The sequence below is a fragment of the Microbulbifer sp. A4B17 genome, assembly GCF_003076275.1.
Lineage (GTDB): Bacteria > Pseudomonadota > Gammaproteobacteria > Pseudomonadales > Cellvibrionaceae > Microbulbifer.
The window spans coordinates 1690806-1711109 of the sequence record NZ_CP029064.1; the positions used below are offsets into that span (position 1 = coordinate 1690806).

The 20304-nt window shown below is 45.4% G+C and carries 22 protein-coding genes; 17 read left to right on the plus strand and 5 right to left on the minus strand.

Going from position 1 to position 20304, the window contains the following annotated elements; genetic code table 11:
• Together csrA and BTJ40_RS07550 are read right to left on the minus strand one after the other, a co-directional pair.
• A complete protein-coding gene (csrA, locus tag BTJ40_RS07545) occupies nucleotides 1-171 on the minus strand; it encodes a carbon storage regulator CsrA (protein ID WP_108732515.1) in 171 nt (56 codons plus the stop codon).
• A 567-nt stretch (nucleotides 172-738) separates the two neighbouring features.
• On the minus strand, nucleotides 739-927 hold the full coding sequence (locus BTJ40_RS07550; protein WP_108732516.1) for a hypothetical protein: 189 nt from the start codon (nucleotides 925-927) through the stop codon (nucleotides 739-741).
• Between the two features lie 686 nt (nucleotides 928-1613).
• Here BTJ40_RS07550 and BTJ40_RS07555 point away from each other — a divergent pair.
• The 5 genes from BTJ40_RS07555 to BTJ40_RS07575 all read left to right on the plus strand — a co-directional run bounded on the left by BTJ40_RS07555 (nucleotide 1614) and on the right by BTJ40_RS07575 (nucleotide 5115).
• The gene (locus BTJ40_RS07555) at nucleotides 1614-1958 is read left to right on the plus strand and encodes a DUF5992 family protein (RefSeq protein ID WP_157953961.1); all 345 of its coding nucleotides are present in this window, start codon (nucleotides 1614-1616) and stop codon (nucleotides 1956-1958) included.
• Nucleotides 1959-2788: 830 nt separating this feature from the next.
• Nucleotides 2789-3157 carry a hypothetical protein gene (locus tag BTJ40_RS07560; protein ID WP_108732518.1) on the plus strand — a complete coding sequence of 123 codons (369 nt, stop codon included), beginning with the start codon at nucleotides 2789-2791 and terminating at the stop codon, nucleotides 3155-3157.
• A 490-nt stretch (nucleotides 3158-3647) separates the two neighbouring features.
• Entirely contained in the window at nucleotides 3648-3989 is a 342-nt protein-coding gene (locus BTJ40_RS07565) for a DUF5992 family protein (RefSeq protein WP_108732519.1), read from the plus strand.
• 237 nt (nucleotides 3990-4226) lie between these two features.
• A complete protein-coding gene (locus tag BTJ40_RS22915) occupies nucleotides 4227-4358 on the plus strand; it encodes a hypothetical protein (RefSeq protein ID WP_255422877.1) in 132 nt (43 codons plus the stop codon).
• Between the two features lie 424 nt (nucleotides 4359-4782).
• Complete coding sequence (locus BTJ40_RS07575) at nucleotides 4783-5115, plus strand: response regulator receiver protein (protein ID WP_108732520.1); 333 nt, start codon at nucleotides 4783-4785, stop codon at nucleotides 5113-5115.
• Nucleotides 5116-5248: 133 nt separating this feature from the next.
• On the opposite strand, the gene BTJ40_RS07580 is transcribed toward BTJ40_RS07575, so the two are convergent.
• Both BTJ40_RS07580 and BTJ40_RS07585 read right to left on the minus strand, forming a co-directional pair.
• Nucleotides 5249-5545 carry a hypothetical protein gene (locus tag BTJ40_RS07580; RefSeq protein ID WP_108732521.1) on the minus strand — a complete coding sequence of 99 codons (297 nt, stop codon included), beginning with the start codon at nucleotides 5543-5545 and terminating at the stop codon, nucleotides 5249-5251.
• Nucleotides 5546-5567: 22 nt separating this feature from the next.
• Nucleotides 5568-7142: a VCBS domain-containing protein gene (locus tag BTJ40_RS07585; protein ID WP_108732522.1), complete on the minus strand. Its 1575-nt coding sequence runs from the start codon at nucleotides 7140-7142 to the stop codon at nucleotides 5568-5570.
• An 845-nt stretch (nucleotides 7143-7987) separates the two neighbouring features.
• Here BTJ40_RS07585 and BTJ40_RS07590 point away from each other — a divergent pair.
• The 9 genes from BTJ40_RS07590 to BTJ40_RS07635 all read left to right on the plus strand — a co-directional run bounded on the left by BTJ40_RS07590 (nucleotide 7988) and on the right by BTJ40_RS07635 (nucleotide 16590).
• Nucleotides 7988-9157 (plus strand): hypothetical protein, encoded by a 1170-nt coding sequence (locus BTJ40_RS07590; protein WP_108732523.1) that lies wholly within the window; start codon nucleotides 7988-7990, stop codon nucleotides 9155-9157.
• 12 nt (nucleotides 9158-9169) lie between these two features.
• Nucleotides 9170-10177, plus strand: coding sequence for a sensor histidine kinase (locus BTJ40_RS07595; RefSeq protein WP_157953962.1), 1008 nt, complete (start codon nucleotides 9170-9172; stop codon nucleotides 10175-10177).
• Nucleotides 10165-10926, plus strand: a complete 762-nt coding sequence (locus BTJ40_RS07600) for a LytTR family DNA-binding domain-containing protein (protein WP_108732525.1) — start codon at nucleotides 10165-10167, stop codon at nucleotides 10924-10926. Before BTJ40_RS07595 ends, BTJ40_RS07600 begins: the two co-directional genes overlap by 13 nt.
• A gap of 338 nt (nucleotides 10927-11264) precedes the next feature.
• Nucleotides 11265-11621: a glutaredoxin family protein gene (locus BTJ40_RS07605; protein ID WP_108732526.1), complete on the plus strand. Its 357-nt coding sequence runs from the start codon at nucleotides 11265-11267 to the stop codon at nucleotides 11619-11621.
• 454 nt (nucleotides 11622-12075) lie between these two features.
• Entirely contained in the window at nucleotides 12076-12969 is an 894-nt protein-coding gene (locus BTJ40_RS07615; RefSeq protein WP_108732528.1) for a hypothetical protein, read from the plus strand.
• Nucleotides 12970-13287: 318 nt separating this feature from the next.
• A complete protein-coding gene (locus tag BTJ40_RS07620; RefSeq protein ID WP_108732529.1) occupies nucleotides 13288-13902 on the plus strand; it encodes a hypothetical protein in 615 nt (204 codons plus the stop codon).
• Nucleotides 13903-13926: 24 nt separating this feature from the next.
• Nucleotides 13927-14610 carry an ABC transporter ATP-binding protein gene (locus tag BTJ40_RS07625; RefSeq protein WP_108732530.1) on the plus strand — a complete coding sequence of 228 codons (684 nt, stop codon included), beginning with the start codon at nucleotides 13927-13929 and terminating at the stop codon, nucleotides 14608-14610.
• Entirely contained in the window at nucleotides 14598-15812 is a 1215-nt protein-coding gene (locus BTJ40_RS07630) for an FtsX-like permease family protein (protein WP_108732531.1), read from the plus strand. The genes BTJ40_RS07625 and BTJ40_RS07630 overlap by 13 nt, the downstream gene beginning before the upstream one ends.
• A complete protein-coding gene (locus BTJ40_RS07635; RefSeq protein ID WP_202862869.1) occupies nucleotides 15805-16590 on the plus strand; it encodes an outer membrane lipoprotein-sorting protein in 786 nt (261 codons plus the stop codon). Before BTJ40_RS07630 ends, BTJ40_RS07635 begins: the two co-directional genes overlap by 8 nt.
• A 50-nt stretch (nucleotides 16591-16640) precedes the next feature.
• Here BTJ40_RS07635 and BTJ40_RS07640 read toward each other — a convergent pair whose 3' ends face one another.
• A complete protein-coding gene (locus BTJ40_RS07640) occupies nucleotides 16641-17645 on the minus strand; it encodes a tRNA-dihydrouridine synthase (RefSeq protein WP_108732532.1) in 1005 nt (334 codons plus the stop codon).
• 122 nt (nucleotides 17646-17767) lie between these two features.
• On the opposite strand from BTJ40_RS07640, the gene BTJ40_RS07645 reads away from it, so the two are divergent.
• From BTJ40_RS07645 to oadA, 3 genes are all read left to right on the plus strand, one after another.
• Complete coding sequence (locus BTJ40_RS07645) at nucleotides 17768-18058, plus strand: hypothetical protein (RefSeq protein WP_108732533.1); 291 nt, start codon at nucleotides 17768-17770, stop codon at nucleotides 18056-18058.
• A gap of 151 nt (nucleotides 18059-18209) precedes the next feature.
• The gene (locus tag BTJ40_RS07650) at nucleotides 18210-18446 is read left to right on the plus strand and encodes an OadG family protein (RefSeq protein ID WP_108732534.1); all 237 of its coding nucleotides are present in this window, start codon (nucleotides 18210-18212) and stop codon (nucleotides 18444-18446) included.
• Between the two features lie 53 nt (nucleotides 18447-18499).
• Nucleotides 18500-20290 (plus strand): sodium-extruding oxaloacetate decarboxylase subunit alpha, encoded by a 1791-nt coding sequence (gene oadA / locus BTJ40_RS07655; protein WP_108732535.1) that lies wholly within the window; start codon nucleotides 18500-18502, stop codon nucleotides 20288-20290.
• Nucleotides 20291-20304 lie beyond the last annotated feature (14 nt).

Consider the following 20304-nt stretch of genomic DNA (forward strand, 5'->3'; position numbering starts at 1 on the left):
TCACTTGCCACTCCTCCTGATACGCACATAAATTTCTTCGCGGTAAACAGGCAGGGATTTGGGAGCATTGATCCCAATCTTCACCTGATTGCCCTTAACCTCCAATACTGTAACTGAGATATTGGTTCCAATTCTTAAGTTCTCGCCGGTCCGGCGCTTTAAAATCAACATGGTCATTTCCTGCAGAGACTAAAAATCGTGTGCGGATCTTCCGCATGGGGGATGCTTGGTAAGTAATACGTGGCAGAAGTGAAGGGCGGTGCACGAGAACGGTAAGCGTAGAATAATAAAAGACAGATGCAACGCTGCCAGGGCTTGAAGGATCTATTCAAGCCTCTGAATCTGCTCCACTTTATTGAAGACGAGCGGGTTTCTAGCGTATTATCCACTGAGCCACTTTGATAGTTTGCTTATCAATTTGGTTAGCTGGCCCCTGGTGTTGGTAGCACCTTGGGTCAGCGCCTTTTACCTACTCTTACGTTACACTACCGTTCTCCTTTGAGAGATGGGGCTGGAAAACTCTTGGGTTTCTTGATCTTTGGTTGCCAGCCTATTCAGACATACTCAATTACGGCCAAAATATCGATAAATATCTGTCAATTTTACGCAGCTTTGACACTAAAACAAACTGAATAAAATCCAATAAGATTATTTTCGTGCCTATATTTTTATGGGCTTTATCTATAAAAATATCAACTTTCTATTAATAGCTCGCGCTTAAGTTGAGATTGTCCTGATTTAACAAGCTGAATTAAAAATTAATAATGCCTCAACAGCGGTCGCAGCAGCTTCGAATACCATACCTTCGGTGAGCGCACTGTCAGCTCCGATGCCAAGGTCCAGGTGGCTGGCACCTTCTACGATAAGCTCGGCCGAGTCACCTACTAAGATCAGAGACGGTTCTGGATACCCATGGATAATGCCCATAGTTAATGGAGTACTGTTCTGGAGATACCCATAGATAAGGGTAGGGGGCTACCTGAGACACAGGCATCCCCCTTTGCGACTGGTGTTTCCTAAATTGGTACCAAGGCGTAATGTAAGAGTTAAGCATTATGCTTCGGATTCGAAAATTAGAGTTTAGGCAAAATCTGAGAGGAATGAAGGCTGTGGGAGGGAGTCAGAAATAGCCGGGCGTTGCAGAAAGGTAGCGTTGACAATTGCTGATGCCATGTACCCAGCGTTTCCCGAGTTTGATGCAAGCTTGTCGTACAGATCTCTACTGATCCAACTAGGCCCTTAAAGCGGCATTCAAATTTTTGACTGAGATAGAGCCAGTGTTTTGGCGAGATACCCAGCGGTTTAAGAATAGAGGGTGTGATTCCAGAAATGGCGCCGCGCTTTCTGGGGTCTAAATGCCGACCACTCGAGTCCCCCAGTTCCAAATAGCGATTTAGCCGTGACTTTAGATATTTTGAATAACTAGAAGTAGGCGGTGTCCGCATATTTTGAGCAGTCTTATTGGAAGGCGGGTTTGTACCAAGTAGCAAATTAGTATCCTAGGTGGTAATTTGGAGCAGATAGGCCACCTCGCCGGGCAATCAAGTTGACCTTGTCCGACAGGAATTATAAAGTTCTCACTTCTATTTTAAAATTCTACAGTGTAGGTAATAATGCGGAAAATTATAGCTATTAGCTTAATGGCACTCTCCATGCAGGCAGTTGCTGATAAAGGCTGGATTGCTACAGACGTTGAAGTAACAGCTGTTACAAATACCAACTCTAATGGCCAAAGCTTTTCAGTGGTTGTGACTGACGGTGATGGAAATTATCCATGTGAAGATACAACAATATCTTTTCCTCTTGGTGCTGCCGGAGAAGACGGGGATGAAGGTATTCATAACAGGGCATTTAGTTTAGCCATTACAGCCTTAACTGCAGGGAAAAGAGTTAGCATATATAGTTATTCCGATAACTCAGTATGTCATGCTGCCGCACATATCAAATTGCTTAAATAAGCTTATCGGCCTAGGCGCATCCCAGATATGTCTAGGCAAATTTTTAAAATTTAAGCTCTAGGCTCTTTAGTGATCATAGATTCGTCCAGGCAACGCTTAAGCCAGCTGATATCCACTAAGTCTTCTTGCTTTAGAGTAATTAACTCTTCGAGCTTTCTCTCTTCATTGTGATCCGGTGAGGCTTCCTGGGCTGGACGCTAGGCCATATTAGAAATCTTGAATGGCTTTTCCCAGAAGATACTGACCTGAGTTTCGGGGTGGTTCATAACTGTGCAGAAGTACTTTTCTTTTTGATGTGAGATATGATGTCGCAAAGGTATGGAAGTTAATAATTTTTAGTTGGCTATTAAGAAAGTAATGGTTATGGTTGTATGATTGCTATTGATTTAATCTGTACTTTTGGTTTTTAGATTCTCTTATTACGTAATTTTTATTGTGCGTGCTATCTGTGCGTGGTGATGTTTGAGGTGGGGTATAATATGGGCGGTTGTTAGTGGGGTGAGGGTGCTTGCATTTTGATTAAGGATGTTTGTTATTTTTCGTAACTCATATGCCGTGCTCACTAAGGTGACCGTGTATGATCGTTTGCATTATGTAAGTGCAAAGTTCGATTGCTTGATATGTTCTCTAGAAATTGGTGGCGAATTATTTGACTTGGAGGTTAATGGGGGGTTCTAGTCGATTGCTTGGTGTGAGCTTGTGGTTTGTCAAAAATCTATAGTAATGTACAATCAAAATATTAAATCTATGGTTAATTTAGAAAAGTATAGTCACAACAAGTTTTCTGTGGTGAATGCCGATAAAAATATATAATTTCAGGGGGGTAAATTTTGAATAATAGAAAAATTTTATTGCTTGGATTTTTTCTGGCCTCCGTTAACACTTATTCTGATAGTCAGACATGCACTGGCAATGTTACTACAGTAGAAGTCGCTGCAAATGGAAATATTCACGCCAGCATACAGGATAGTGGTGGAGATACTAATTTTCATAGTGTTGGAATTTGCAGGGTTACAGAAACCGTGGGTGAGTTTGCTGAAGAGTCCTGTAAGGCAGCCTTAACTCTTCTAACCACGGCACATGCGACAGGAAAGGAAGTGACCCTATGGTTTCGAGAGGATCAGTTTTCTTCTTGTACGCAGTCGTGGGGAGAGGTTTGGTCTCAGGGAGTTTATCATCTTCGGTTGAAAGAAAACTAAGAGTCCAGGTTTTCCTGGTGGATAAATAGTTTTTTGAAGGAGCAACCCTAGACATCCATACGTCATGATGAGCCAAAAAAAGACTGGAGGCGGCACCCCTTCCCCGTGAGCCAACAAGCTGCTGGGGTCGATTTTTAGCAATGCATTATGAGGTTATAAGGAGTTTCACTTGGACTAGAAATAGTCAATTTGGGGCAAGGTCAGAAAAGATAGTGCTGAGAAGATAAGCGGGAAATAGCAGTACATTGTAGAAAGGGTAATCCTTTTTTATATTGCGGGGTGCAATGGTGTGAATACTAACGCTTTGGGTTGTTGGCCTTATAAGTAGGTATCTTTGTGGGGATAGATAGTGAGTCTATCTATCGACCGTTAAATTAACAGTGTTGTAGGGACCTTATCTTCTTCAACTAATGCGAATGGGTGGGGCTAGTGGTAGTATACGCAGAGTTTTTCACTTAAGTTAAAGCTTCAGAAAAGGGGAGATACTGTGATGAAGAAGGCGTTGCTATTATTTTGCGCCCTGTGCTCGGTAAATGGATGGGCTTCCGGTGGATATATAGCCCAAAGTGTCGAGATTACGGCAGTGGCAAATACTGCGGCAAACGGTATGTCTTTTACGGTGAAGACCGCCAATGGCAATGGCTTGTGTAACGGAGAGTCCATAACCTTTCCTTTATCGGTGGCTGGTAATGCAGGGAATAATGAAGAGATTCATAGTCGGGCCTACGCTGCTGCCCTTACTGCGCTGACCACTGGAAAAAAAGTTTCCATATATAGCTATGAGGACTCTTCGGTATGCAATCGCGCGGCCTTTATCGAGATTTTTCAGTAAGTTGTTGGTTTTATTTTATAAATTTAGGGTGGATATGTGATAAGGCTTAAGGCTTTTATTTTTTTAATTGTTCTTTCATTCCCAGCGGTTGCGGAGGAAGTTTGGTTTACTTCAACGGTTACATGGATATACCCTCACGGGGATGGGCATTTCGTTATAACGTTTGCTGACGATTCTCCGAGCTGTACAAGCGGAATTAACCCAAAGTACCATCGCGTGAAAGTTGGGGAGAATGGCGTGACTAAGGAAGGGTTGAATCTGATGTTTAGTGCAGCTTTGGCGGGAGCTGCAGCGGGAAAAGAAGTTCGAATTAATTTTGATGATAGCAGTAGCTCTTGCTATATAAATAGATTGTTTGTTAAATATTGAGGGCTGTACTCGTAAGGTGCTGATATTTTTTAAAACGTCTTCGAGTAAGTTGACCAGATAAGACGTTACCATTATTTAGCGCTTTGTGTTCGGCAAATGGATGGGCTCTTGGTGGGTATATAGCTAAAAGTATCAAAATTACTGTAGTGGTAAATACTGTAAAACGGAATGTCTTTTACGGTGAGGACTACTAGGTAATAGCTTATGTAATGGTGAACCCATAGCCTTCCCTTTGTCGGTGGTAGGAAATCAGGAATTGATAAAGTGATTCATAGGTGGGTCTGCTCTGCCGTTCTCGCAGTGCTGGTACTGGGAAAAGTTCCTATGCAAAGCTGCGAGGGCTTCTCAGTCTGTAGTCGGACAGCTTTTATGAAAGTTTTGGTAAGTTGTTTTTGTTTTTATTTCATAAATCTAGGGTATTAATATGCTAAGACTTAAAGCTTTTATTTGTTTGGTTTTTCTTTCATTCCCTGTGGCTGCCGAGGAGGTTTGGTTTACTTCAACGGTCACAAGAGTATATCCTCATGGAGATGGTCGATTCGTTATAACTTTTGCCGACGATTCTGCCAGCTGTACAAACGGTGTTGATCCAAAGTACCATTGGGTAAAGGTAGGGGAGAACGGTGTTACAGAGGAAGGGTTAAATCTAATGTTTGCTGCAGCTTTAGCGGGAGCTGCAGCAGGAAAAGAAGTTCGAATTAATTTTGATGATAGCACGAGCTCCTGTTATATAAGCAGGTTGTTTGTTATATATTGAGTGGTGTAGAGCTGTACCCATAAAATAGTGAAATTTAAAATCTGCCTTCGATTGCATAATTGACCTGATAGTGAACGATATTAATTCTTTCGCTATCAGGTCGGTTACTGCATATCTTAAGCTGTGAGACCTTCTACTCCTCTCGTCTCAACTCTAAACGCTGAGATTCGCGGATACGAAAACGCCGCTTATTTTCCCGCTCACCACGAATACGAACTCTTTCGCCAGACTTCATCCCCTTTTCCTTCGCTTCCTGTGCGTCTATAAAGTAATACTCACCGGTAGTTTCGTCTTTTACAGAGAAGCGGTGATCCACTTCTCCGGTTTGAAAGTTCTCGGAGATCTCTTCCTCTAAAACGCCAGTTACAGTCTCTTCCGCCATGACTGAGGAGGAAAGAGCGAGAAGCATGGCTAAAGGTAAAATTTTCATTGTGGTCTTACTCCTCTCTGGATTATTCGTCATAAGTTACAGAAACAGTTGCGGAGTTATTACTGCTATCGGTGGATAAGAGTTCAATAGTGATACCTGCGAAAGAATCGGTGAAACTCTCCCCGGTACTGGATAGGGTGGCTACCTGGTTGGCGGTGACATTGTTGCTGCTAGCGCCGCTTAAGTAGTGGATTGTCACCGCATTTTCATGATGTGGGCGAGGATTGAGGATATCGTGCTCAATATGGTATTCGATGTAGTAGTAGTTTTCTCCATTCCTGCTACCAATACTTTCCACCTTTAATAGTTGGGGAAGAGTGCTGCTAAGCTCACCTGGAGTTAGTTCGATAGCTTGAAACTCAATAGAGGTAGTGGTACCCGAAACTGCCTCAAGGGTTTCTGTATATCCGGGGAATGAGTCATACCAGCCCATATAATCGCGGTGACCGCTTCCGAAGAGGCGCGACTGCCATGCGTTGCCCATAAGGGACCCATCACTGCCATATTCACTCTCACCACTATCGTTGGTGTCCCCATCATTATTATTGTCATTGCCGGCGTGGCTCAGGCCAATATTGTGACCGATTTCATGGCCCATAATCAGCTGGTCGCTATCGGCAATAATCATGCTCCAGCGGCCTCCGACAGAGGCCACTCCTGTGCCCACCAATCCCGCGTTGGCGGCGGCTTCGGGGAAAATGTATACCCGGTGACGCCAGTCGCTGAGGTCTATCGGTTGGTTGTTGGAGTCTACATAGTTACTCTCTATCCAGCTGGTTGCGTTATCTCTCCAGGTGTAGCCGCTATCGTTGTATTCACTGCCCGAGCGGGATTCCGCGTCTTCAATGCTTAATACACCACCATTTTGGCTATCAGCAATGTTATAGGTAAAGCAGTCGATAGAAGTGCTTTCATCGCTGCCTTCACCATAGCAATACTGGTCCAGTGAGGTATCACTACTCAGATGGCGGTTGAACTTCAGTTGTCCCAGGGAGTTCTCTCGGTAGGCGTTGTCGAGAGAGTCAGTGTCATTAAAAGCCATATCAGCGATTTGGGAAATACTGAGATCGTCTTCTACGGTGGAGTCAGAGAAGTTCATAAAGATAAAGACGATGCTGCTCTCGGTCGCTTCAATAGTCTGAACTGAGAATACAACAGAGAGGGTACTGCCATCGCTAAGCTGGAAAGAAATAGTGTCCTCTACGGATTCGCCATCATTTAAATTGCCGGAGTTAGTGTTTAACTGGTATTCCCAGTTACCGCTCTCATACAGAGTAAAATCACCATAATCCCCGGCAACACTACTGGCTTGAAAGGCGGGGCTGCTGCTATCGGTATCTTCCAGGGTGAGGGTGCCACTGGCATACTCCTGTGTTCCCACGATGAGTGTTGCCAGGGGGCTGCTGGGGTTAAAAGTGTAACCTCCTGTTTCTTCATCATCCCCGCTATCGGAGTCGCCGGAACTGCCGCTGTCGGTGCTTGTTTCCGTTTCAGTAGTTTCGTCGCTGGAATTGCTACTGCTGGAGCCGCCTCCTCCGCAAGCTGTAAGGAGAACGGATAAGCTGAATGCTGTGAGGAATTTTAGGGTATCAGGCATGACAAACTCGACGTATTTCTTAGTGCAATTGAGCAGGACGATTTGTATTTGATGGACAGCTGCTCAAAGGTCCGGTTCCTGCCGGTTAGAATTTAAATAACCGAAATTGGATTCTGGGTCACCGAAGGCAAAATAGCTATCTGTTTTTTGGCAGGTTGTGACGGTGTTGGACCATTGGCTTTGGTTGCCTTTAAGTAGTGTGAACCCAGTTTGTGCAATTGATGACAGGGTTCATAATGCTTAACTGGCATAGTAGATAGAATATAGAAGTTAGCCCTATATTTGAATGTAGTTTGAGTTTAACGCTCATAATGCTTCTGCAAGAGCAGGGGGGCTTTAATCATCGAGGCCAATTGGCGGAAGGGTAAGTATTTTGCCTGTTAGTGTGAAAACCAGATTAGGTTGTTTGCTACTCTGGAAGGCATTGGACTTATGATCTGGGTGCTATCTCAATTCGCAACCCTGATAATCTTAATATGGCCTATTCCATGGCAGAAGCTCTTGACTCATCTCATAGTGTAGGAGTCTATTACAATGGTGGAGTTAATAAAGAAGGTCGCTGCAGTTTCGATATAAATACAATGCCCCTCCAGGAAATGATGATATTGTTGTTTGCATCCAACCCTGTTTAATTCTTACAGCCAGGGAGGTGGTATTTGAACAATGACCGTATCCTTGCGTGGCTGCGAAAAGAGCAATCAGCAGCCCTGTTGGATGTAGCCCCTGAGTAATCCCTTCCACTAATCCCTGCCAATTGCCTCTTATCTGGATAAAGTTCCTCTGATCTTATCCGGTGGCTTGGATATTACAGCTTGATAGTGTGTCTCCATCGAATGGAGGCAACTATGAAACCCTATTCTCTTTGGGCGCTATCTCTAATGATCAGTAGCGCTACTACCCAGGCGGGTGCTCTTGAGTCGCAATGGGAGCTGGCGATGGCAGCCGCTTATGATCGTGTTTCTGATAGCGCACTCTTTGAAGGACAATCAAATGTATCCCAGCAAGCTTTGCTTCAGGGGGCTCTACAGTATGAAGCCTGGGAGGGGCAGGTATCCGCGCTTCATCAGGCGGAGAGAGGTGGTGGTGAAGACTCACAACTGGTGGTTGAAGAGCTTTTCTGGCAGGGAAGCTGGCAGGGGTGGGATTGGCTTCTGGGCAAGCGTCGCTTGGACTTTGGTGTTGGGTATGGGCACCGCCCGCTGGATTGGTTTTTACCCATAGAGCGGAATCCGGTATCACTTCAAGTGAGCGAAGGGGTTGGGGTAGTGTCAGCCAGCCGTTTCACTGAGAGTGGAGAGTTGAGTGTAATGCTGGTGGATGCTGATATCAGCCAGGTCTCTAATGGTAAGCTCCCCAAGGGGGTTGCTATACGCTGGTATCAGCTTGGAGCAAGTGCCGAGTGGCAGTTACTCGGCTACATGGATGACCAGAGAGGTATGAATCTAGGAGGGAGCTGGGTTAACACTTATGGAGAGCAGTGGGAGATCCATTCAGAATGGCACTACCAGCAAGAGTATTGGCGCTGGCAGACACCAGAGCTGACCGCTATGCCAAAGCAGGAACAGGTTGATGATGGTTGGCAGGCTCTTGTAGGTATGACTTGGGCGAACAGTATTGGGCACTCGGTTATTTTGGAGTACTGGTTTGATAATCGCGCCTGGGGTAAAAGTGAATGGAGCCAGGTGTTTGATAATAGCCTGTGGTACAAAAACCAGGGAGTGCAGTGGGACAGCCTTCGCCAGTCCTTCGCGACGGCCTTTTTAAGTGATAACCCCCTGAGGCACAATCTGCTTTTACACTGGACGCTTTCCAATAATGAGTATCATCCAAAAGTTGATTTAATCTACACACCTGAAGATAGTGGCCTTATTTTAACTATCGGCGGTGAGAGGGAGATAACTGACGATTGGGTCATTGGGGCATCCGCAAGATTCTTTGGCGGCCGTGACGAGTCTGCTTTTGCACAGCTTCAAAACCAGGCTGTATTTACCTTGAGTACAACTATTGTTTTTTGAGTGGAGTTAAGGGTGAACCTGTTAAGAGAGTGCTCACGTACTTTGATAATTTGTGTGGTAGTAGCGGTAATTACCCAGGCTATCTGGGGGGGGAGCTATGCAATTCACGGCGTGATTTCTTTGGCGTACGGATTTATAGCTACATCCACGAGACAGATAGTCGAGTTTTTCAAGCCCGCCTGGCCCTCTAAATTAAAGTATGCAGTGGTGAGTTTAGCGGCAATTATACTGGGAACTCTACATGCTTGGTGGTGGATATCGGGCTTTGGGGCATTTCGGGCACTTGATTTTTTAATTATTGCCACTCTTCTTTCTATTTTTCTCTATCAAGTTCATCTTAACCGGGAGCAATCTCACCAACTTGAGAGGGAGCGTCAGGAAGCTGAATTGTTAAAGCTCGAACAACAAAAGACTCTGGCTCAAAGCCAGCTGAAAGTGCTGCAAAGCCAGATAGAACCTCATTTTCTTTTCAATACCCTGGCCAATCTAAAAATGCTTATTCGCCATGATCCTCAAAAAGCGGAAACCCTACTGGATAACTTTAGTGATCTCTTACGATTTAGCTTGAAAAAATCCCGTTCCGATCAGGTGTCTTTAAAGGATGAGCTTAGCAGTTTGAAGTGCTATCTGGAGATTCAAAAGATACGCTTGGGGGAAAGGTTAGAGTATGAGGTCGATTTATCAGGAGATGTAAGTTTAGAGACCTTCGTTCCTCCTCTGCTCGTACAACCCTTAGTGGAAAATGCGATTTTTCATGGCATTGAGCCTGCGGCCAAAGGTGGATTGGTAACGTTGAGGGTGAAACAAAAGGAAGACCAGTGGGTTATTGAGGTAGAAGACAATGGTGTGGGGCTTGCTGCTGGAGTCAACAACCTTAGCTCCAGTAAACATAATGGAATTGCACTAAGCAATATCAGGGAGCGCCTTTCTACCCTCTACCAGGAGCGTGGTAAACTGCTGATTCAAAGTAATAATCAGGGTGGGGTAACTGCCCGTTTGGAGTTTCCATGCGTGCCATAATTGCAGATGATGAACCTTTGTTACGTCACCACCTGGATCATATGCTTGCAGACGTTTTTCCAGAGCTTGAAATTGTAGGTAAAGCAGCAGATGGTGAAGAGGCACTGCAATTGTGCGGAAAAGCAGAGCCGGATGTTATTTTTCTTGATATCCGTATGCCTGGCCTGGATGGTCTGGCGGTTGCAGAGGCTCTCAGGAAATCTGAAAAACAGCCTATCGTAGTATTTGTTACAGCTTATGATGAATATGCAGTGAAGGCTTTCGAGCAGGAAGCAGCTGATTACCTGCTGAAACCGATTGATGACAAGCGTCTGGTTCAGGCCTGTGAGCGTATTCGCCAGCGCTTAAAGGAGAGAGAGGAGAGAAGTGTTACGGCAGGCCCTGATATACACGCCATTCTCAAGCAGCTGTCCTCAAGCCAGCCGGAATATTTGCGCTGGATTCGGGCGAGTAAGGGGGAAGATGTCTACCTGATTGCTTGTGATGAGGTTTCAGCATTCGTTGCTGAAGATAAATACACCACCGTTTACTCTGAGCAGGGACAACATATAATCAGGACGCCGCTAAAGGAACTCTTGTCTCAATTACAGCCGGATTTGTTTTGGCAAATTCATCGCTCCACCATTGTCTGTGTGAAACGTATCCAAAAAATAAGTCGTGGCTTGACAGGCAGTATAACGGTAGTGATGGATGATGGACGTCAATTTGGCGTTAGCCGCAGGGCGGCATCAATGTTTAAGTCTATGTAAAAGTGAAGTACGTATTTACTATTTATTCTTTTTATGGGCATCTTGAATAGTCGTTATTGATAAGCATTATAGCGATCAGTTTTTATTTCTTGATGTACATTGGTACTACTTTGGTGTCAGTTAATTGCTTACCAGCTATGAACGTAAGGCCGACCAGGGAAGAGTGGCCTTGTTTTTGGATAAAAATTTTTGTGGTGCTGAGCTGTATGATAGTCTACCAGATAGCTTTATGAAAAGTTGCAGGCGTTCTAATTGGAGCGCTTTGTGTATGTGATACGTTCTACCTAGTATTTTACCTTCCTTAAGAAAATTAAAAAGTCCAGTCGTAATCCTTTCCCATGAGAAATCTGATTGTTTTTATTGCCCTTATTGTTGTTATCCAGAGATGGGATGACATCGGCCGTATTTTTTCTTCAACACCTTCCGTCATGCCGGTTGCTACAGAAGTTGAGGCTTTAGAGGGGCAGGTTATTCTTTATGCTACAAAGTGGTGTGGATACTGTAAAAAGGCAAGAAATCTGATGCGTAAAAATAACATCGATTTTGTTGAATATGATATTGAGGCTTCGAAAGAGGCGAGAGCGCAATACGATCAATTAGGTGGTAAAGGAGTTCCTTTACTATTGATCAATGGTGAATTGATTCATGGCTATAATGCAGGAAAAATACTTCGTGCGTATCAAGGCTCCGAATAGCGATACCCATGATTTGTCGTGAAAGGTAAAAATATTATGAGGCGCTTAGTGTTGTTACTTTTCGATGTAATTGGTAGTAATTTACTTTTTTAGATCCGGTCGAGATAATCGCGTGCAATACGCACTTGCATATAGCGGTGGTTCGCTTAAATGACTGGCATAGGTTTTTAGATTTAACACATTAGTTCTTTGACTCTGGTGGGGTTGTAGCCCAATAAAAACCTGGTTTACTTCCCTTTTTGGGAAGTATCGGTACTTCTTGATAAGAATTTTTGTTTTGGAGTTGCTATGCACATTGTTTAATGTGTGCTTGGCTTTCGTCTTATCTATTGACGACTGTGCCATCAGGGGCTCTTTAGCTTTGATGTTAATTAGTATGGCAATTGAAAGTCTGTTTTGCCGCCCTGCAGATGTTTGTGCATGAGTTTTTATATCTGCTAATAATGGATCTATCATGCTTAATGGTCTTAACTTGGATTCTTGCGCTATTTCTGTTGAAGGGTTTGAGGACCTGATTGAAGTTAAAGCACCTTACTTTGCATTAGAGTCTTTACATTTTGATATTGACGGTTGGTTGATTGCCAGGGTGCCAGTTCAATGTGAAAATACTTTCGAAAGAACATTAATGGATGTGGCGGAAATAGGCAGGCACTTAGCTATTTTAGGGTCATGCTTTGGGGCCTTGGCGCACCCTTTGAAGTTAAGACATTATTATTTGGTTTGGAAGGCTGACCTTAAAACCTTTGATAATTTAATTTCGGACACTCGTCCTGATTATCTCTTTGCTCGTACTAAAGCGGTATTTACCAGTAAAAGAGAGTTGATAGCTGAATCTGAGCTGCTGGATACTACGGGTGAAGTTGCCGCCAGGCTTAATGTGAGATATCGCGTAATGAAGGAGAAATCTTTCCATAGAGTTTATGACAGATATATCCAGGATGTCTCTCCTGTTATTGAGAGTGTTAATCCTTACGGAAAGAGTATAGACATAAAGATTTTAAGCGTTGATGATCAAACTTTAAGTGCGACTATCGGCCAGGTGGCACCTGAAATGTGTCTAGGCCATTTTGATCGGGTTAAGGCATTACCAGTAGCAACTTCCTCTCAATGTATGTTTAAGTCCTGTTGTCTATTTTTAAGAAACCTGCTTGGTGAGGATGAAGCTCGTTTTGTTCTGACATCAACAGATCTGCGTGCAGATAATTTGGCTTTGGCCGGCCAGGAAGTAGATATTAAAATATCTCTTGTGGATGTTAAGGGGGACCTGTTTACTGTCCGGAGTATTGCTACAAATAATCATGGTGAAGCTGTCGGAGAGGCGGTAAGCCATATTAAGAAAGCATCTTAATTATTGCTAAGCTTTTACTTCAACTTGCCGGTGAAAACTTTTTTCTCTAATGCCGGCAAGTTTTCTGCTTTATTTGACTAGTAGCTCTGGGCCTCTCTAAGGCGGCCGTAACTCTAACTATAAGTTGGACTTTCGTACACCCTGTAGCTTTACTCATTTCACCTGTCTCTACTTGGGACCCGTCTATCCACATTTTTTGAGCCATTCAAATTGGCTGATCCCCCGCTTATCCTCCGTGACGACTACTTATCGCATAGGGAAGATTCTGAATTTAGATCTCGCTAATTTGCTCCCAACTTAAACGCAAGGATAGATCTAATGAAAAAGTTGATAGCAGTATTAATTATGAACTTGGGGATGAGTATCTCCTCATTCGCTGCAGTCGATGCACAAATGGAAGGCTTGTATCAAAAAGCTACAAAGCAGGGAGGGGATGCGGTAGAGGAATCTTATGAAATTTTCAAATTAGCACAGAAAGAAGATCCCACTGATCCTGTTGTGCTCTTTTATCTGGGGGCCAGTGAGACATTGATGGCAAAAGAAAGTTTACTGCCCTGGAGGAAGGTCAGTTATGCAGAGAATGGAATTGCTCGAATGGATAAGGCACTCACCATGATTGAAGAAATGGAAGATCCCGGTCGACCCTCTCATGGCGTACCGCAAGATATACTACTTAAAGGGATTGCCGCTACAACTTTTACTAAGGTACCTAAGTTCTTTAACGCTTTTGACCGTGGATTTGAACTGTACCGAGAGTTGATGAGTGATCCACGTATGGGATATTTACCGCCGAGTGCTACACGTTGGGTTTATTGTGGTGCTGTGCAGGCTGCGGGGCTTCAGAACAATTCAAAGTTGGCGAACTCCTGGAAAGCTAAAGCGCGAGATAACGGCATTTCAAGCCCCTGCCGTGATGATAGCAATTCCGATTAATAGCAGCGATCAGGTGGAGAATCCATGTTACAGCTAACCCATATTGAAAAGACTTATACCTCCGGTGAGATCCAGCTTCAGGCGCTAAGGGATGTGAACCTACATATTCGTGCGGGGACTATGGTGGCGCTATGTGGTCCATCGGGCTCAGGCAAGAGCACTCTGTTAAATATCTGCGGGCTACTGGATCAAGATTACAGTGGCGAGGTTTGCTTTTCTGGTGAAGTGATGACTAGAAATTATCGGCAGGCAAAGGAGATCCGCCGTGCACACTTGGGCTTTGTGTTTCAGAAATTTAATTTGGTCCCAGTAATGACGGCTTTTGAGAATGTGGCCTATCCCCTGCTTCTGAATGGAATTAAAGAGGGAGAGGTTAAGCGGAGAGTCATGGCTATGTTAGATCATGTGGGGTTGTCCCAGTTTGCCAAATACCGGCCGGGTCGCCTCTCTGGAGGTCAGCAGCAGAGAGTAGCGATCGCCCGGGCTCTGGTGCACCACCCCAGACTTGTGATAGCCGATGAGCCCACAGCCAGTTTAGATAGTGTAACAGCGGAGCAGATTATTGAACTAATGAAAGGTTTGGGGCGGGAGCAAGAAACCGCATTTATTGTGGCCAGCCACGATGATCGTATGACCCGCCATTGCGATAGGATTATTGATTTAATAGATGGTGTAATTTATCAGGGGGAAGCTTTATGCGTCGCTTAAAAATCGCCATATTAAATTTATTGCGCAATCGTCGCAGAAGCTTGTTGACCGTTGCTATTGTTTCCATCGTAGTGACTGCTTTGATGGTCTCCGGAGGCTTTGGTCTCTTTACTTACCAGTCTCTTAAAGAAGGTGCCGCGCGAAGCGAAGGACATCTGGTGTTAACACAGCCGGGATATTTTGCTTCTGATGAGGAGTTCCCACTACAAAATGGTTTGGATAATGCGCATGAATTGCGTAAACGGCTGCTGCTTGAGGATCGGATAAAGGCGGTGCAACCCAGGGTTTATCTGCAGGGATTGATTTCCAATGGCGATAAGTCCTCCATTTTTTTAGGGCAGGGAATACTATCCAGCGAATTCCGAGTAAAAGGTCCATTTCTTGATGTTACTAAGGGCGGTATTTTATCCAGTAACGAAGATATCAGTGACCCTGAAATTATGCTGGGTAAGGATCTTGCTAGAAACCTCAAGGTGCAGCCAGGAGATTATGTCACTTTAATGTCCTCTACGGTGCATGGAGCCCTCAATGCGATGGACTTTAAAGTGAGGGGTATTTTCGGTACTGGTGTTCCTGATATGGATAAGCGCCAGGTTTATATTTCGGTAAAATCTGCTCAGTTCCTGTTGGATAGTGATCGAGTCAGTACCATGACGATCTACGGGTATGACCTTGATGAGGCAGAACTTTTACAGGAACAATTGGGGCAGTTAGTTCCAGAGTTAGAAATTACCAGCTGGGAGGATCGTGCCTTCATTTATCGGGGAGTTAAAAATCTCTATGACCGGACATTTGGTCTGATGGGTTTTATCATGGCGATGGTTATCTTTGTATCGCTCTTCAATACTTTGGCTATGTCGGTAACGGAGAGAACCCAGGAAATAGGTACCCTTTCTGCACTGGGGGCATCTAAGGCGGAATTGATTACAGGTTTCATATTGGAGGCTCTGGTATTGGCGGTAGTAGGTTCTATAGCAGGTATTATTTTGGCTGGTCTGATAAGCGCTGGATTGATGGTATTTGATATCACTATGCCGCCACCACCTGGAAAGACAACAGGGTATCCTTTGAATATTTATTTTTCTATTAACCTGGCTTGGATGATTTCAGTTGTGATAGCTGCGATATGTGTTTTTTCATCCTTCCTGGCAGCGCGGAAAGGTGTCAATAAACCGATTACTGAGGCATTGGTCCATGTATAAATTAAAAATAGGCAGAACCAGCTTGGTTATTTGGTTATTAATGATGTTTTCTCCCTTTCTATTTGCCGAGACTGATCAGGGAAGAGATGAATTCTCATCCGTGCAGGTTGAAAGCATGTTGGCCAAAGCTGATTCATATCGTATTGGGGAAGCGTCTTCCAAAGTTGTCACCAATATTCAGGTTTTTAAAGGTGGTCAGCTGGAGAGTCAGGATCGGTTCCACGTTTATACTCGTCCTGAGAGGAAATCTCTGGTGGTATTTAAAGGCGTTGGTGAAGAAGGGCAAAAGATGTTGATGTTGCAAGATAACTATTGGCTATTGATGCCCCGCAGTCGCCGCCCAATCCGTATTACACCAATGCAGAGATTACTTGGAGAGGCGTCAATTGGCGATATTGCAACTCTGACCTGGAGCCAGGATTATCAAGGCAAATTTGAAGCAAGTGAAGTTCTAAAGGATAAGCAGACCTACAAGCTTCAACTGGAGGCGAAAACCAAAGGGGCCAGCTATCAAAAGATAACACTGTGGCTTGATGGTGAGAGTCACTTTCCTATCCAGGCGGAGCTTTACCTGAAGTCCGGGAAATTGGCAAAAGTTGCTCATTTCGTACCTGGGTTCAGGGGCGAAGAGCTGTTTGTGGAGGAGATGGTTTTAGTAGATAGTATTAAAGCGACTACTAAAACGAGGGTTCACTATGAGAGCAGCACTGCGCATCAGTTACCGGAGAAATTTTATAATCCTGCTTACTTGAGTCGGCAGTCTAAAATGGAACTCTGAAGGTCTTGCCTCTGCCAGTATCAACTCGGATACTGGCAGGGTACCGGAAATTAGGCTGCCTCAACTGCTGATGTTTGAATTTCCCGTTCTTCGGAGAAAGCTTTATCGAGTCCTTCGGCTTCCCTGAGGCGCTTTATTTTATCAAAGAATAACTGTGCTTCCGGGAAGGCTAATTTTAAATAGGCGAGCCACTGTTTAATTCGATTTCCAAGGTACTTGGAAGGGTAAACTTCCCGAGTGGTTTGATAGTAACCCCAGAGAACTTCAATAATTTCCTGCCAGCCCATCGCTGAATAGCTCTCGCCTGCGCAATAGGCTTTTATTTGCCTGCCCAAATCTGGTCTGGCCAGCAGACTGCGACCAAACATAAATGCTTCACATCCAGTAACTTCTCGGCAGCGTTGAAATTCCTCAAGTGTCCAGATATCCCCATTGGCAATGACTGGGATTTTCAGCTTTTCACGGATCTCACCAATATATTCCCAGTAGGCAGGGGGTTTATAGCCGTCGACTTTGGAGCGCGCGTGTACCGCTAACTCGTTGGCACCACCAGTCGCTGCAGCTTGGGCGTTATCCATATAGGAAGAGCGATCATTAAAGCCCAATCGAATTTTTGCGGTAACTGGGATGTTTTCCGGGACAGCGCGGCGAACGGCTCCCACAATAGCTTCCACCCTGTGAGGACTCTGCAGTAGGCAGGCACCGCCATCGCTGTTATTTACAGACTTGGCGGGGCAGCCAAAATTCAGATCAATCGCTTTAGCACCAAATTCAACTGCTTTTACTGCGTTTATAGCCATTGCACCAGGATTGCCACCTAGCAGCTGTAACCGTACGGATATGCCGCTTGGGGTCCTGGCTCCATTATCGACTTCTGGGCACAAACGAGTGAATACCCTACGGGGCAAACGGGTATTGGTAACGCGAACAAATTCTGTGACACAGACATCCACCCCTCCGATGGCAGAGAGCAGGGCGCGGACATGATGGTCGATCACGCCCTCCATTGGCGCCTGATAGATTTTGGGTTCTAGGGGAGGTGTCTTATTGGTCATAAGTCAGTTTGGCGGTAAATCTTGAATCGGAAAGCGCATATTCTATCAGCAAGTTATTGTAATGGCGCAAAATTGATCATTCTTCAGTATAAAAAAATAGGAGAAATAAACTCAGTCTATTGATGTCTCGCACCAAAAATGGGCATCTATGGTTAAGTCCTTCTGTTGCCCCTGAAACCAATAAGTGTTTGATTTTAAAAGCAACTTGTATTGATAATAGAAAATTATCAGCATTTTGGAACTCACGAATTTATTCCTTTGTAACTGCTTTGTATGGAAATAGATTAAGTACAACTGCAGTTGAAATTACTGGTTCAGGGAATAAGATTCTGATGTGCAGAAATTTGGGACATCTGGTCTATCTGGGGCCTCCTTGGGCAAATTTATTGGTTGTGCAAAATAAATTTGTCTAAGTGGCAGGTAAGGTCATACAGAACATAAAATATCAATTGGGGTATTTCGCCAGTCCCAAGTAATTAGAAACGTAAATTCATAGTGTTGCGGGCACATGTGAAACCGTCCAGGATGGCTGGTTTTATTGCCTGGTGCTAGGGGGAATAAACAGTGCAAGAAACACTTTTTCAACAGGGGCTGGATATCACCCTGTTTGGTATGGGGATTGTTTTTACTTTTTTGTTACTGCTGGTGATCGGTACCGGCATTATGTCCAGAATAATTTCCCGATATTTCCCCGAGGCGGAGCCCGTCTCCCACACACCTTCCCCCACTGCCGGGAATGATAAGGCCCGTTTACATGCGGTGATTAAAGCGGCGATTGAACAGCATCGCAAAAGACGCTAATCGCTATCCGCTTCCAAATAATTTCCAACAATTTCTGCCGAGAGAGATAACCCATGACTGAGGTTAAAAAGCCATTGGGGATTACCGATGTAGTCCTGCGCGATGCCCACCAGTCACTGTTCGCTACCCGACTGCGACTGGACGATATGCTGCCGATTGCTGAGAAGCTCGATAAAGTTGGCTTCTGGTCACTGGAGTCCTGGGGGGGCGCCACATTCGATTCCTGCATTCGCTATCTCGGCGAAGATCCCTGGGAGCGGATCCGCGAACTGAAGAAAGCTATGCCGAATACCCCCCAACAGATGCTGTTTAGGGGACAGAATATTCTCGGTTACCGCCACTATGCGGACGATGTGGTTGAGAAGTTTGTAGAGCGAGCTGCAGTCAATGGAGTAGATGTGTTCCGCGTGTTCGACGCGATGAACGATATGCGCAATCTGAAAACCGCGCTGGCTGCGGTTAAGAAGCAAGACAAGCACGCCCAGGGCACTATCTCCTACACTGTGAGCCCGGTGCATACCATGGATTTATGGGTGGACCTGGGCCGAAAAATTGAGGATCTGGGTGCAGACTCCATTGCGATCAAGGACATGGCCGGTTTGCTGCGCCCCTATGAAGGCTACGAGCTGGTGAAGCGTCTGAAGGCCGCCGTGGATATCCCCATTCACATGCAGTGCCACGCAACAACCGGTTTGTCTACGGCCACCGCTCTCAAGTGTATAGAGGCGGGTATCGATAACGTGGATACCGCAATCAGCTCTATGTCCATGACCTACGGCCACAGCCCTACCGAAGCATTGGTAGCGATTTTAGAAGGCACCGAGCGGGATACTGGTCTGGATATCAATCTGCTGGAAGAAATCGCTGCTTACTTCCGTGACGTACGCAAGAAATATTCGAAGTTTGAGGGCTCCCTGAAAGGTGTAGATTCCCGCATCTTAGTGGCCCAGGTGCCGGGTGGCATGCTTACCAATATGGAGAACCAGCTGCGCGAACAGGGCGCTGGGGATCGCCTGGATGATGTACTCGAGGAAATCCCCCGGGTGCGTGAAGACCTGGGCTGTATCCCGCTGGTTACCCCCACATCCCAGATTGTGGGTACCCAGGCGGTGCTCAATGTTCTGACTGGAGAGCGTTACAAGTCGATCTCGAAAGAGACTGCCGCCGTCTTGAAAGGCGAATACGGTGCAACGCCTGCAGAAGTAAATCAGGAGCTGCAAGTCCGGGTACTGGATGGAGCCAATCCGGTTACCTGCCGCCCGGCGGACCTGTTGGCGCCAGAGTTGGACAAGTTAACTTTGGAGCTGCAAGAGAAAGCCGGTGAACAGGATGTGGCCCTGACCGATGGTGAGGGGGAAATCGACGATGTGCTTACCTATGCACTCTTCCCACAGATTGGTCTGAAGTTCCTGAAGAACCGTGGCAACCCAGAGGCATTTGAGCCGGTGCCCACTGGCAATGAAGGTGCTGCAGTCAAGAACGACAAAGGCGAAGAAGTCTACACGGTAACGGTGGAAGGGCAGAGCTACACCGTCACTGTGGCCGATGGTGGCGACTTAACCAATGTTGCTCCGGTGTTCGGTGGTGCTCATGCACCTGCAGCTAGTGCACCTTCCGTGCCTGCTACCGGAGGTGAGCCGGTTAATGCCCCACTCGCCGGAAATATCTTCAAAGTCATGGTAAAGCCCGGAGATCAGGTGAGTGAAGGCCAGGCGGTATTAGTACTGGAAGCGATGAAGATGGAAACTGTAGTGAGTGCCCCTCGTGCCGGTAGCGTCGCCAGTGTGGCTGTAAAAGAAGGCGATTCAGTGGCGGTAGGTGATGCCCTGCTGTCCATTGCGTAGCCAAAGGTAGGAGT